Below are 13,938 nucleotides of genomic sequence, written 5' to 3'. Positions count from 1 at the left end.
ATCATCGTCAGCGATGTCGTTGTTGTCGGCTACTCTCAGCTGGGTTCTGTCTGCCATTATTGTTCCCGAACTCGCACTCAGTCGGACGCCATGGACGTCGCGCAGGGTTGGCCCTTACCAGCGCAATGTGGGCAAAAGGTGACAGGTTTTTTAGTCAAACCTAACGCATTTCGGTGGGCGCTGCGGCTCCGATCAACGTCAGGCCGGACGTCAGCACGTCCGAAACAGCCTGCACCAGCCCTAGTCTGGCATGCGTCAATTGTCGGTCGTTAACCTTAACAAAACGTAAGTCCGGATTGTCCGTGCCCCGGTTCCAGTGTCCATGGAAACTCGAAGCCAGATCATAGAGGTAAAATGCCAGCCGATGCGGCTCCAGCGCAAGAGCCGCGGATTCGATCAGGCGCGGATATTCCGCCAATTTGCGGATCAGTCCGATCTCGCCCTCGTCGGTCAGCGAAGCCGCGGCCGCCGCCAGGCTGTTGCGATCGAAATTCGCCTCGCCCAGTTGCTCGCTCGCCTGCCGGAATACCGAATGGCAGCGCGCCGAGGCGTACTGCACATAGAACACCGGATTGTCCTTCGACTGCTCGGTGACCTTGGCGAAATCGAAATCGAGCGGCGCATCGCTCTTGCGGTAGAGCATCATGAAGCGGACGGGATCGCGCCCCACCTCCTCCACGACTTCCCGCAATGTCACGAAATCGCCGGACCGCTTCGACATGCGCACCGGTTCGCCATCGCGAAACAGCTTTACCAGGTTGCACAGGAGTACGGTGAGCTTGACATCGTCGCCGGCGACGGCACGGGCGAGCGCCTCCAGCCGCTTGACGTAACCGCCATGGTCAGCGCCGAGCACATAGATCAGGTCGACAAAGCCGCGATCGACCTTGTCCTTCAGATACGCCACGTCGGCGGCGAAATAGGTGAATGCACCGTCGGACTTGACCAGCGCCCGGTCCATGTCGTCGCCGACCGCGGTCGAGCGGAACAGCGTCTGCTCGCGGTCTTCCCAGTCGTCCGGCTTCTCGCCCTTGGGCGGCGGCAGCTTGCCCTTGTAGATATGGCCCTTGAGCGTCAGGTCGTTGATCGCCGAGCGGATCTTCCTGGCACCATCGGCGTGCAGCGTGCGCTCCGAGAAGAACACGTCGTGATGCACGTTGATCAGCGCCAGGTCCTCGCGGATCATCGCCATCATCGCATCGATGGTCCTGTCCTTGACGATGGCCAGCGCCTCGTCATCGGGCATCTGCAGCAGGGAGCGGCCAAATTCCTTGGCGAGCGCATGACCGACCGGAACCAGATAGTCGCCGGGGTAAAGACCGGCCGGAATCTCGCCGATGTCGTCGCCAAGAGCCTCGCGGTACCGCAACAGCGCCGAACGCCCGAGCACGTCGATCTGAGCGCCGGCATCGTTGATGACGTATTCCTTGGTCACGTCATAACCGGCGAAGGCCATGAGGTTGGCAAGTGCGTCACCGACGACCGCGCCCCGGCAGTGACCGACATGCATCGGTCCGGTCGGGTTGGCCGAGACATATTCGACATTGGTTTTCCGGCCGGCCCCGATCGTCGAGCGGCCATAATTGCGGCCCTCACCGAGAAGCGCCTGAAGATGCGCCTGCCAGAAGCCGTCCTTGAGCCGCAGGTTGACGAAGCCCGGACCGGCGACCTCGGCGGCGGCGACATCGCTGTCGTCCCGCAGCGCCTGCGCCAACTTTTCCGCCAGCGCGCGCGGATTCTGCCCGGTGGGCTTGGCCAGCACCATTGCCGCGTTGGTCGCGAGATCGCCATGGCTGGCATCGCGCGGCGGCTCGACGGCGATGCGCGACAGGTCGGGCGAAACGCCGTCCTTGTCTTTCAGATCGAGCGCTTCGACAGCCTTTGTGACCCGCGCGGTGAAATCGGCGAAGATGTTCATGGGTATTGCTCTGGCGGCTTTATGACGAATCCGGCTCGTTGGCCGGCAAAATCGAGCCCGCCCTAGCTCAAATCCGGCGTGCGGTCAAACAAACGCCTGTGTTCCTTCAGCGCGTAGGTGTCGGTCATGCCGGCCAGGAAGTCGGCCACGCTGCGCGCCTTGATGCGTTCGTCGGCCCGGTCCAGCCCTTCGCGCCAGCCATCCGGCATGGCGCGCGGATCGGCGAAATAGACGTCGAACAGGTCCCTCACGATCTGGTCGGCGCCCGCCCGCACCCGCATCACCTCCTCATGGCGATAGAGGTGCTTGTAGAGGAAGGCTTTCAGTTCCTTCTCGGCCGCAGCCATCTCGGAGGAAAAGGTCACCATGGTCTCGCCAGCCGCCCTCACCGCGTCGGCGCTTTGCGGCCCGACACGCTCCAGCTTGGCGGATGCGCTGACAATGACATCCTCGACCATGGCGGTGATCTGCCGCCGCATCAGTTCGTGACCGGTGCGCACTTCATCGAGCCTGGGATAACGCTCGCGCACCCCCCTGAGAATCGCGCCCGGCAGCGAAACGGTCGTCAGCATGTCCAGCGTCAGCAGTCCCGCCCGCAACCCGTCGTCGATGTCATGCGTGTTGTAGGCGATGTCGTCGGCGATCGCGGCACACTGCGCCTCGATGCCGGCAAAGCGGTCCAGTTCGAGGTCCTGCAGCTGCGAGTAATCGCGAATCGCCTGCGGCACCGGTCCTTTAAGGCCATTGCCGGCACTGTCGGTCAGCGGGCCATTGTGCTTGACCAGCCCCTCCAGCGTTTCCCAACTGAGGTTCAGCCCATCGAATTCAGCGTAGCGCGCTTCCAGCCTCGTCACGATGCGCAGCGACTGCGCGTTGTGATCGAACCCGCCCCACGCCGCCATCTTCTCGTTCAGCGCATCCTCGCCGGTATGACCGAAGGGCGTGTGGCCGAAATCATGCACCAGCGCCACGGCCTCGGCGAGATCCTCGTCGCCGCGCAGCGCCCGCGCCAAGGCGCGCGCGATCTGCGCCACCTCGATCGAATGGGTTAGCCTTGTGCGGTAGTGATCGCCTTCATGCGCTATGAAGACCTGCGTCTTGTGCTTCAGCCGCCGGAACGCCGTCGAATGGATGATGCGGTCACGGTCGCGCTGGAACGGCGTGCGGGTCGGGCTTTCGACCTCGTCGAAGAGCCTGCCGCGCGAGCGCGCGGGATCCGTGGCATAGGCCGCGCGCGGCCGATAGCCGAATCCGATGTCGCCCAATTCGCTGGTCATGGTCGATGCCGCAGTTGACTTGGTCCAGTTGACTTGGCCCCTCGCGCTTCATACCTATCATGTGAAACCGAAAGCAAGGTGACGCCCATGGGCGCTGATGCCAAGACTGCCATGAAAGTCGACATGACCGAGGCCGCTGCGAAGCGGATCGCCAAAATCGTGTCTGGCGAGGCCGGCAAGACGGCGTTGCGAGTCTCCGTCGAAGGCGGCGGCTGCTCTGGTTTTTCCTACAAGTTCGATCTGGTCGATTCGCGCAATGATGACGACGTAGCCATCGAAAAGGACGGCGCCACCGTGCTGATCGACGACCTGTCGCTGGTCTATATGGGCGGCTCGGTGATCGACTTCGTCGACGATCTGATGGGCCAGTCCTTCCAGATCCGCAATCCGAATGCCGTCGCCTCCTGCGGCTGCGGCACCAGTTTCAGCATATGAAGGAATGATGCCGCTTCTCGATGGCTGCGAGGACCCGATCACGGTCCTTGTCGCGCACGAGATAAAGGCGATTTCCGATGCCGACATTCTCGGTTGGGCTGCCCTTCATGTGGCGCCCCCTAGCTATGCTGACGATCTCGACTATCTGCAACTTGTGCGGTCCAACCCGAGAAATGCTGTAGCACTAGGGAAGGCTCATGCTCATTTGAGGTCGCTGACTGCGCGGCACTTCCCCAATTTTAACGAGAGGTCGGCGGAAGCCGGCAGAATGGCACGCGAGATATTCCTTCGACGCCTGCGCATCTATCTGCAGGACGACATCAAGCCCTTCCATGTCTGCCGGATGGTTTCTCCCATCGAGGCGAGATACGACTTTCCGAATTGGCTAGGCTGTCTCTATGACGCTTGCGACTGGACCGACGAGCGCACGACACGGGCGCAGGCGCCGCATATTCGGGACACAATTGAGCAAATACTCGCGGACAATACCGAGAGTCTATCGCAAGGGGGCAATTGAAGATGCCTGCCGTCGGCGCGGTCCGTCAGGTCGCGCTGTCGGCCGGACGTGATCTTGACGCAACGCTGGCCTTCTGGCGCGATGTGCTGGGCATGAGCGTCCATGCACGCTTCGATCCGCCCGGCATCGCCTTCATCATGGCCGGCGGTGTCAGGCTGCTCTTCACCGACGGCATAACAGCCGGAACCGTCTACCTCGACATTTCGGGCCTGGACGACTTCCACGCGCAGGCAAAGGCCGCCGGCGTTCCCTTCACGGCGCCGCCGACGCTTGTCCATCGCGACACCGAAGGCCAGTTCGGTCCAGCGGGGGAAAGCGAATGGATAGCCTTCCTAAAGGACCCGGCAGGCAATACGATCGGCCTCGTCGAGCGCCATCCGCCGCAATAGCATCGAGGCCATCATGAAAATCGTCACCTGGAACATCAACGGCGTCCGCGCCCGCATCGGCAACCTGACCCATTGGTTGACCGAAAGCGCGCCCGACATCGTCTGCCTGCAGGAGATCAAGACGGTCGACGAGCAGTTCCCGCGCGCCGAGATCGAGGCGCTCGGCTACAACGTCGAAACCCATGGCCAGAAGGGTTTTAATGGCGTGGCGCTGCTGTCGAAGCTGCGCTTCGACGAAGTGAACCGAGGCCTGCCAGGTGATGACACGGACGAGCAGGCGCGTTTCATCGAAGGCGTGTTCTCCACCGACAAGGGTGCGCTGCGCGTCGCCTCGCTCTATCTGCCGAACGGCAACCCGATCGATGACGAGAAAAAGTTCCCCTACAAACTGTCGTGGATGGCACGGCTGGAGCGCTGGGCAGAAGAGCGCCTCAGGCTGGAAGAGGCGCTGGTGCTGGCCGGCGACTACAATGTCATTCCCGAGCCGATCGATGCCAGGTTTCCGGAAAACTGGCTGGGCGACGCGCTGTTCCAGCCGCAGACGCGGCAGGCCTTCCGCCGGCTACTCAACCTCGGCTTCACCGAGGCGGTACGCGCCGTCACCGATGCGCCCGACACCTACACTTTCTGGGATTACCAGGCCGGCGCCTGGCAGAAGAACAATGGTATCCGCATCGACCATCTGCTGCTGTCACCGGAAGCCGCCAACCGGTTCTCCTCGGCGTCGATCGAAAAGCACGTGCGCGCCTGGGAAAAGCCCTCCGACCATGTCCCGGTGGCGATCGACCTGGCGCTCCAGCCTGCCTGACGAGGCCTGTCCGCCGGCAACGGACCTTGTATCGCCACATTCGGGCGCATGATTGGAGATCATCATGGCGGCTGGGGTTCCCATGACCACGAAATCTCTGCTTTGTCCGATCGCTGTGGCCGTCGCCTTGGCCACTCCCGCGGCAGCCTTCGCCGCCCAGGAATGCCTGGCCAACGGAAAATCCTATCAGGTCGGCCAGGTCGCCTGCCTGACGATCGCCGACCGGAGCCACCTCGCCCGCTGCGACATGGTGCTCAACAACACCTCCTGGACGAAGGTGGACGCCAAGTGTCCCGGCAACACGATGGCGCCGCATCTGCAAATGACGCCGATCTCGACGCCCGCGCCAAGCATGGTGCCGACAGAGCCCACCGAGAATTAGCTGATCTACCCTCCTTGTGGGGGAGATGACCGACAGGCGAGAGGGGGGCGCGAAGGATCGCTACCTCCCGTCGAAACTGCGAGCGCAGAAAACCCGCTTTAATAAGCAAAGTTCACAACTGACAGGCCAGCGGGACGGCGCCCCTTCTGCCCTGCCGGGCATCTCCCCACATGGGGGAGATTGGCAGTTCGATCGCCAGCACCTACTGGTCGGCGTTGTTGCCCTTGGTCAGGATATCATCCGCCAGCGAGATGGCGGTGCGACGGTCGGCTTCGCCGGCGGCGGCGAAGGCTTCTTCCTGCATGCCGCGGATCCAGGGCTGGTCGGCTGGCGAGGCACGCTCGAGTGCGGCGGTCATCATCGCCAGGCCACGCACGATCTTGCCGCTCTGGAACAGCAGATGGCCGAGCGTCGCCTGTGCGCCGGCATGGCCCTTTTCGGCGGCGAGCTGGAACCAGCGCCCAGCCTGCTTGACGCTGGCCTTCACGCCGCCCTCGCCCTTGAGGAACATCTGCCCCATCTCGAACTGGGCGTTGGGGTTACGGTAATTGGCGGCGGCGCGCATGTAGTACTCCTGCGCCGCCACCTCGTTCTCGGTCACCGGACTGCCGGGAATGCCGGTCCGCAGATAATCGCCGAGCGCCACCAGCGCGTCCGAAACATAGCTCTCCTCGGGCGAGCCGGGCTCCACGTCCTGATCGACGATCTCGGAGAAGAACTTGAACGCCTCATAATCGTCGCGCGCCACGCCGTCGCCTTCCGCATACATGCGGGCAAGCTTCCAGGTGGCGCCGATCTGGCCGTTTTCGGCGGCGTATTTGTAGGCCTCGGCGGCCTGTTCCTTGTGGCCGCTCTTGTAGGCGGAGAAGCCGAACTGGAACACGGCCCAGGGACTCGACTGCGGCTTCACACCAGTCTTGTCGTCGAACACCTTGTCGTCGAAGGCCATGGCCTGGCCCACGGCGCCAAAGATCGCGACAGCGACCAGTGCCGACAGGACAGACAACCTCAACATATCTGATGTCGACTTCAACAACTCAGATGTCCGCATAACAATGTGTTTCGTTCGCACCGCCCGGATGGGTGACCGCGCCATCGCGGGCGGATCCAACCGTCTGTGCGTATTTCCAGATCGCGCCCGACTGATAGTCGGTCTTGCGCGCCTTCCATGTCTTGGCCCGTGCCGCCAATTCGGCCTCGGACAATGCCACGTCGATCGTGCCGTTAACCGCGTCGATCGAGATCACGTCGCCATCCCGCAGGAGGCCGATCGGGCCGCCCACCGCCGCTTCCGGCCCGACATGGCCGATGCAGAAGCCGCGCGTCGCGCCCGAGAAGCGGCCATCGGTGATCAGCGCCACCTTGCCGCCCATGCCCTGGCCGTAAAGGGCTGCCGTCGTCGACAGCATCTCGCGCATGCCAGGACCGCCGCGCGGGCCTTCATAACGGATGACGAGAACCTCGCCTTCCCGATAGGCGCGGTTCGTCACCGCCTCGAAACATTCCTCTTCCGAATCGAAGCAGCGCGCCGGGCCGGAGAACTTCAGTTCCGCCATGCCCGCGACCTTTACGATCGCGCCTTCGGGGGCAAGGTTTCCCTTCAAGCCCACGACACCGCCGGTTTGTGTAATTGGTCTGTTGGCCGGGCGGACCACATCCTGGTGTTCATTCCAGGAAACATGCTCCATGTTTTCGGCCAAAGTACGGCCAGTGACCGTCAGGCAGTCGCCATGCAGATAGCCATGGTCGAGCAAGGTCTTCATCAACAGCGGAATGCCGCCGGCCTCGAACATGTCCTTGGCGACATATTTGCCGCCCGGCTTGAGATCCGCGATGTAGGGGGTCTTCTCGAAGATGCGGGCGACATCGAACAGGTCGAACTTGATGCCCGCCTCATGCGCGATCGCCGGCAGGTGTAGTGCCGCGTTGGTCGAGCCGCCGGTGGCCGAGACCACGGTCGCGGCGTTCTCCAGCGCCTTCAGCGTGACGATGTCGCGCGGTCGGATGTTTTTGGCGATCAGTTCCATCACCTTTTCGCCCGAGGCGAAATTGAAGCGGTCGCGCATCTCGTAAGGCGCCGGCGCGCCGCAGGAATAGGGCAGCGCGAGACCGATCGCCTCGGCGACGGTTGCCATGGTGTTGGCGGTGAACTGGGCGCCGCAGGAACCAGCGGACGGACACGCCGCCTGCTCGATTTCGAGAAGCTCCGAATCGCCGATCGTGCCGACCGAGTGCTGGCCGACGGCCTCGAACACATCCTGCACGGTGATCTGGCGGCCACGATAGCTGCCGGGCAGGATCGAGCCGCCATAGATGAAGATCGACGGCACGTTGAGCCGCACCATGGCCATCATCATGCCAGGTAGCGACTTGTCGCAGCCGGCGAGGCCGACAAGCGCGTCGTAGCAGTGGCCGCGCATGGTGAGCTCGACCGAATCGGCGATGACCTCGCGCGACACCAGCGAAGACTTCATGCCCTGGTGGCCCATGGCGATGCCGTCGGTGACGGTGATGGTGCAGAATTCGCGCGGCGTGCCGTTGGCGGCCGCCACGCCCTTCTTGACCACCTGCGCCTGGCGCATCAGCGAGATGTTGCAGGGCGCCGCTTCATTCCAGCAGGAGGCGACGCCGACCAGCGGCTGCGCGATTTCGGCCGCCGAAAGGCCCATGGCATAGAGATAGGACCGGTGCGGCGCGCGCGCCGGCCCGACAGTCACATAGCGGCTAGGGAGCTTAGCCTTTGAAATGACCTTGGCGTCCATTCTCTTCCTTGCCGCGGGCGGCGCGGCCTGTCCCATCGCCGAGCCTTTTGGCGCGTGTCCCGAGACCAATTCGAGGTGCGCCGGGTTTATGGCGGGAAATGGGCAATTTCCTTGGCCTGACTTTTAGCGCAGGGGTTGTTCAGAAAGTGTTGCCGAAACGTCACAATCACAAAAGGCGCCCCGACTGCGTCTTATATGCAACGCAGCTTGGATAGCGCAGGCGCCGGCCATTTCCAGACAACAAAAAAGGCCGGGCGATACCGGCCTTTTGATAGAGTTTTCAGAAACTTAGAACTTGATCTTGACACCGCCCGTGATCGCCGTGACCAAATCGTTGCCGAAGTCGTAACTGACTTCTTTGCCGGCCTGGGATCCGTTCGCGCCGTCCACAACACCTGAATGGCCGCTGGTCAGCACGCCGATCGCACCGCCCAGCCGAAATTCGACATTCGGAGACGGCGTATAGGCAACGCCACCACCTATTGTCCAGGTGTCGGTCTGGTCGCCGTAACCGTGCGAGGTACCGCGGTCCCACGAAATCTGGGCCGCGCCACTCCACTGCTCATTGAACTTGTGGCCAATGCCGCCGGTGACTGTCCAACCATCACGATACATCAGGTCCAGCGAAGTAGCTTGAACCGGGGAATTCGTATAGCATTCAGCAATGATCTGGGAGCCCTGCGGGCAGATCGCAACACTTTGCAGCAGGCTCCAGTGGACCCACTTGACGGAGCCGAAGGCAAGCCAGCCGGGCGCGATGCCAGACTGCAGCTTGAATTCCACCGAATCCGGCATGTTCTGAGTCGCGCCATAGATCGGAGTAGCCCCGCCGAGAAAAGCCGGCAAGGTAAGGGTGCCCGAGATATTGTCGAGCTTTACCTGCGAATTGTATACAAGGCTCGCGCGCAACGCGATGTCGGGAATTTCATAGGCGATGCCGGCGCGCCAGCCCCAGCCACTGCTTGTCAGATCCACACGCCCGATGGCGCCGGGCGCCTGCGGTGTGGCATAGCTTTCCTTGTAGCCATAAACCTCTTGGTAGAAAACGCCGCCGATAAAGCGCAGCTGGCCCTTGCCGACATCCATCTTGTAGGAACAGGTGCCGGCGTAGTTGTTGCTTTTGATCTCTGTTCGGATGTTGGAATAGGCGCCGTTCCAGAGACCTGGATTGGAACTCGCTCCCCAAGGCTGCGAATAATCCGCCATACAGTCGACGCCGTAGCCAAGAGAAGCCTTGAAGCCCACATACGGCACCGCGTAGTTCTCGGTGTTGCGAGCCGTGCTGCTGCTGACCCCTGGGGGAAGTATTCCGCCAGAGGTGTTTACCGCATTCTTGAGTTTGCGGTCGGGCATGACGTAGGTCACCCCGGCGTCAGATGCGAACGGCGCCGGGTCAAACAGCAGGTCGATGTCGTAACCGCCCCGCTCCAGGCCACCGGCATGCGCCGTATTCATAGCGGTCCCGATCACAGCGAGAGAAAAGCATCCTGCCCCCAGCAGTGCCCTCAGACGCAGCTTGTTCATGAGTCTCCTCCCCAGAAACCGAGTACAACCCAAGCAAGAACCAATTTTCATGGGTTACGCAACAGCGATTTCAAGAGGCGTACACGTACATATTTTGTGAAGGTGTTTTTGCTGGCGATGCCTGGGATCATCACCCACTCAAAACCGCAGTTTTCGGAGCGGCCTCGTCAAAAAAAGCAAGAAAAAGCCCGGCAAGCTTCTCAAAAGCTGGCGTTATGAGGGCCAACGAGCTGGATGTTACATTATGGCAACAATAGCCGACAAACTTCCGTTTACGTCAACGGCAATATCTGCACTCAAGCTAATATGCCTGCAGCAAAGCACTGAAGGACGCGGCAAGCGCCTGCAACAAAAAAGGCCGGGCGTCGCCCGGCCTTTCCCGCTCGATATGTTCAGATTACCACTTGATGCTATAGCCTGCCGACAGAGCGTATCCCCAATCACCCTGGACCGTACGGTTATAACCGTTTCGCGGATCGGGGCTGCCCGGGACGTAGCTGTTGTTATATTGAGTCTCGGAAACCGAGGCCAGATAGATGGCCGCGACGCCAAAGCGGAGCTCGCCACCCAACTTGTCCTTCATCGAAACGCCGCTGCCGATCGTATAGCTGTCTCCGGTCAGGTCCCATCCGGTGCTTACACCACGGTCATAGGTCGCAAAGACGGTTCCGGAGATCTGGTCGTTGAATTTGTGACCGATGCCGCCAGTGACCGTCCAGCCGTCACGCCAGAAATACAGATTGCCACTGCTCAGCGCCAGCGCCGGCACGTTCAGCATCAGTGTTTCCGTAACAGACCAATCCGTCCACTTCACGCTGCCATACGCGAGCCAGCCTGGAGCAATGCCGGTTTGCGCTTTGAACTCCACGCTCTGCGGAAAATTCGCCATGCCAGAGGCAGAGCCGGCAGGGAAGCCCATATAAGTCGCCGAGCCGCTGGCATTGATGTCAACACCGGAGCGATACATCAACTGTGTGCGGAACGCGATCTCCGGAATCTCGTAAGCGACGCCTGCGCGCCAGCCGAAGTTGCTGTCATGCAATTGAACGCCAAGCCTTGCGCTGGCGGTGCCAGGTAGAGCCCCCGCAACGAGATCATAGTCGGTAACTTCATTGTAGACGCCGCCGATGATCCAGATACGCCCCTTGCTGAGGTCGAACTTCAACCCGCAGGTCGCGCCATACTCGTACATGGTGAAGTCTTCATTCAACTTGCCGAGCGTACCGCTCGAACGCGACCACGTCGCGCTGCCACCATATGATTGGGTGAGAGTACCGGCGCACGAGAGGCTGTCCGTCAGCTTGAACTTAACCGCAGCCGATGGGATCGCATAACTATCCGAATAGTTCTCCCCGACGAGATAGGGGTTCATCGGGTTGACGGAATACTTCCTGGTCGGCGCGACATAGGTCACGCTGGTGCGCATGTTGAAATTGCCGTCTTCAAAAAGAATGTCGGTATCGGCCGTGCCGCGCGAAAAACCGCCGGCATGCGCCGATCCCATCAAAGCCAGCGAAAAGCACCCTGCGCCCAGCAGTGCTTTCAGACGCAAATTGTCCATGGATGTCCTCCCCCGAATAATCAGTGCATCAAGCTAGAACCAATTCAGGTTAACGGTGCAACAACGAATTCGCGGAGCGTACATGTACAGGAACAGCCAAGTCTAAAATCGACCCTGTCGCGTCCATTCCCAGTGGCCCAAACATGGCCTTCCCTGGGCATGTTGGCCGCTAAAACTACCAAAAATGACCCAAAAGGCTCAAAAAACAGCAAAATCCAGGGGCAAGAGCCCCATTGTTACATTATGGCAACAATGGGGCTAAAAGTTTCCGTTTACGTCAACATTAACGCAGCGGAATGCCTGTTTTGGAGGCAAGTGACGCATGGGAAATCCGCCCCCATGCGCCCTGCGAATCCACCCCTCAACCGGCGTCGCGGACCCTGGTCAGCGCGACGGAAAGCTTGTCCTGCGCATCGCGGTATTCGGCGAGCTTTTCGCGCTCGGCCTCGACGATTTCGGCCGGGGCGCTGGCGACGAACCTCTCATTGGACAGCTTCTTGTGCAGGCGCGCGATTTCCTCGGTCACCTTGGCCAGTTCCTTCTGCAGCCGCGCCGCTTCCGCGGCGAGATCGATCAGGCTGCCGAGCGGCAGGCAGATCGTCGCCTCGTTGAGCACGATCTGCGCCGAGCCCTTGGGCGCGGCGTCGGCCAGCGAGATGTCGCCGATGCGCGCCAGCCGCTTGATGGCGGACTCCTCGCGAGCCAGCCGCTCGCGTGTCATCTCATTGGCGCCGACCACGACCAGCGGCGCAATCGCCGCCGGAGGCACGTTCATTTCCGAGCGCACCGAACGGATGCCGGAAACGAGATCGACCAGCCAGTTGATGTCGGCGGCGGCCTGCGTGTCCTCGAAGTCCGGCGCCGGCCAGGCTGCGTGACACAGCAGCGAGCCGCGCTCCTTGCCCTCACCCGCCGTCTGCGCCCACAGCTCTTCCGTCATGAACGGCATCATCGGATGCAGGAGCTTGTAGATCTCGTCGAGCACGAAGGCGACACAGGCGCGGCTTTCGGCCTTGGCCGCCTCGTCGGCGCCCATGAACACCGGCTTCAGGAGTTCCAGGTACCAGTCGCAGAACAGGTTCCAGACGAAGCGGTAGGCGGCGCCTGCCGCTTCATTGAAGCGGTATGAGGTGATGCCGTCGGTGATCTCGCGCGCGGCGCGCGTCAGCTCGGTCAGGATCCAGCGGTTCACCGCGAGCTTGGCGTCGTTGAGCCAGAACTCGTCATTGCGGGCAACCTCGTTCATCTCGGCGAAACGCGTCGCGTTCCAGAGCTTGGTGCCGAAATTGCGGTAGCCGGCGATGCGGGCGGGATCGAGCTTCACGTCGCGCCCCTGCGCCGCCATCACGGCCAGCGTGAAGCGCAGCGCATCGGCGCCGTATTCGTCGATGAGGTCGAGCGGGTCGATGACATTGCCCTTCGACTTCGACATCTTGGCACCGTTCTTGTCGCGCACCAGCGCGTGCACGTAGACGGTGTGGAACGGTTCCTCGTCCATGAAGTGCAGGCCCATCATCATCATGCGGGCGACCCAGAAGAAGATGATGTCGAAGCCGGTCACCAGCACGTCGGTCTGGTAGTAAGTTTTCAGCTCTGGGGTCTGGTCAGGCCAGCCAAGCGTCGAGAACGGCCACAGCGCCGAGGAGAACCAGGTGTCGAGCACGTCCTCGTCGCGGGTCAGGATTTCGCCCGGCTTGAAGTTCTCCAGCTTGTCCTCGACCCAGGCCTTCCAGGGCCCCTCCAGCGCCAGGTAATATTCGATCGCCGCGCTCAGCGCCTCTTCCTCGGTCTTCTCGACGAAGACACGTCCATCCGGACCGTACCAGGCGGGTATCTGGTGGCCCCACCACAACTGGCGCGAAATGCACCAGGGCTGGATGTTCTCCATCCAGTCGAAATAGGTCTTCTCCCAGTTCTTCGGCACGAAGTTGGTGCGGCCCTCGCGCACCGAGGCGATCGCCGGCTTGGCGAGTTCGGCTGCGTTGGCATACCACTGCTCGGTCAGGAACGGCTCGATCGGCACGCCGCCGCGGTCGCCATGCGGCACGGCATGGCGATGCGGTTCGATCTTGTCGAGGAAGCCGCCGGCTTCCATCAGCTCGACGATCTTCTTGCGCGCGACGAAACGGTCGAGCCCGTCGAGCTCGTCCCAGACCGCCTGGCGCTCGGGCGTCACTTCGAGGCCCGCGAGGAAGTCCTCATTATCCCTGAGCTTGATGGCGGCTTCGACGGTCAGGATGTTGATCGCCGGCAGTTTGTGGCGCTTGCCGACCTCGAAGTCGTTGAAATCATGCGCCGGTGTGATCTTGACCGCGCCCGAGCCTTTTTCTGGGTAGGAATACTCGTCCGCCAGGACGGGGATTTT

Annotated in this window: 12 protein-coding genes; 5 read left to right on the top strand and 7 right to left on the bottom strand. The window is 61.7% G+C overall.

Translation table 11 applies throughout. The annotated features are described in order from the left end of the window. Positions 1-160: 160 nt before the first annotated feature. Entirely contained in the window at positions 161-1,918 is a 1,758-nt protein-coding gene (argS, locus tag J0I79_RS32070; protein WP_292869218.1) for an arginine--tRNA ligase, read from the bottom strand. A gap of 62 nt (positions 1,919-1,980) precedes the next feature. Next, entirely contained in the window at positions 1,981-3,195 is a 1,215-nt protein-coding gene (locus tag J0I79_RS32065) for a deoxyguanosinetriphosphate triphosphohydrolase (protein ID WP_292869215.1), read from the bottom strand. Positions 3,196-3,282: 87 nt separating this feature from the next. Between J0I79_RS32065 and erpA the strand changes: the two genes are divergently transcribed. From erpA to J0I79_RS32040, 5 genes are all read left to right on the top strand, one after another. Continuing rightward, positions 3,283-3,630, top strand: a complete 348-nt coding sequence (gene erpA, locus J0I79_RS32060) for an iron-sulfur cluster insertion protein ErpA (protein ID WP_292869212.1) — start codon at positions 3,283-3,285, stop codon at positions 3,628-3,630. A gap of 7 nt (positions 3,631-3,637) precedes the next feature. After that, positions 3,638-4,147: a hypothetical protein gene (locus J0I79_RS32055; RefSeq protein ID WP_292869209.1), complete on the top strand. Its 510-nt coding sequence runs from the start codon at positions 3,638-3,640 to the stop codon at positions 4,145-4,147. A gap of 2 nt (positions 4,148-4,149) precedes the next feature. Continuing rightward, positions 4,150-4,536 (top strand): VOC family protein, encoded by a 387-nt coding sequence (locus J0I79_RS32050; protein WP_292869206.1) that lies wholly within the window; start codon positions 4,150-4,152, stop codon positions 4,534-4,536. A gap of 13 nt (positions 4,537-4,549) precedes the next feature. Continuing rightward, positions 4,550-5,344, top strand: a complete 795-nt coding sequence (xth, locus tag J0I79_RS32045) for an exodeoxyribonuclease III (protein WP_292869203.1) — start codon at positions 4,550-4,552, stop codon at positions 5,342-5,344. A gap of 64 nt (positions 5,345-5,408) precedes the next feature. Then, positions 5,409-5,726, top strand: coding sequence for a hypothetical protein (locus J0I79_RS32040; protein ID WP_366015615.1), 318 nt, complete (start codon positions 5,409-5,411; stop codon positions 5,724-5,726). Between the two features lie 202 nt (positions 5,727-5,928). Here J0I79_RS32040 and J0I79_RS32035 read toward each other — a convergent pair whose 3' ends face one another. The 5 genes from J0I79_RS32035 to J0I79_RS32015 all read right to left on the bottom strand — a co-directional run. Then, positions 5,929-6,777 carry a tetratricopeptide repeat protein gene (locus J0I79_RS32035; protein WP_292869197.1) on the bottom strand — a complete coding sequence of 283 codons (849 nt, stop codon included), beginning with the start codon at positions 6,775-6,777 and terminating at the stop codon, positions 5,929-5,931. Continuing rightward, positions 6,764-8,488 carry a dihydroxy-acid dehydratase gene (gene ilvD, locus J0I79_RS32030; RefSeq protein ID WP_292869194.1) on the bottom strand — a complete coding sequence of 575 codons (1,725 nt, stop codon included), beginning with the start codon at positions 8,486-8,488 and terminating at the stop codon, positions 6,764-6,766. Before ilvD ends, J0I79_RS32035 begins: the two co-directional genes overlap by 14 nt. 288 nt (positions 8,489-8,776) lie before the next feature. Then, positions 8,777-10,012: an OmpP1/FadL family transporter gene (locus J0I79_RS32025; protein WP_292869191.1), complete on the bottom strand. Its 1,236-nt coding sequence runs from the start codon at positions 10,010-10,012 to the stop codon at positions 8,777-8,779. A gap of 397 nt (positions 10,013-10,409) precedes the next feature. Next, entirely contained in the window at positions 10,410-11,573 is a 1,164-nt protein-coding gene (locus tag J0I79_RS32020; RefSeq protein WP_292869188.1) for an outer membrane protein transport protein, read from the bottom strand. Positions 11,574-11,934: 361 nt separating this feature from the next. Then, positions 11,935-13,938, bottom strand: a 2,004-nt coding sequence (locus J0I79_RS32015; RefSeq protein ID WP_292869186.1) for a valine--tRNA ligase, incomplete at its 5' end; no start/stop codon positions are given.

It is taken from the genome of Mesorhizobium sp. (assembly GCF_017306585.1).
GTDB lineage: Bacteria > Pseudomonadota > Alphaproteobacteria > Rhizobiales > Rhizobiaceae > Mesorhizobium.
Note: the sequence above shows the minus strand (reverse complement) of the source record. Positions and strands in the feature narration are given on the sequence as shown.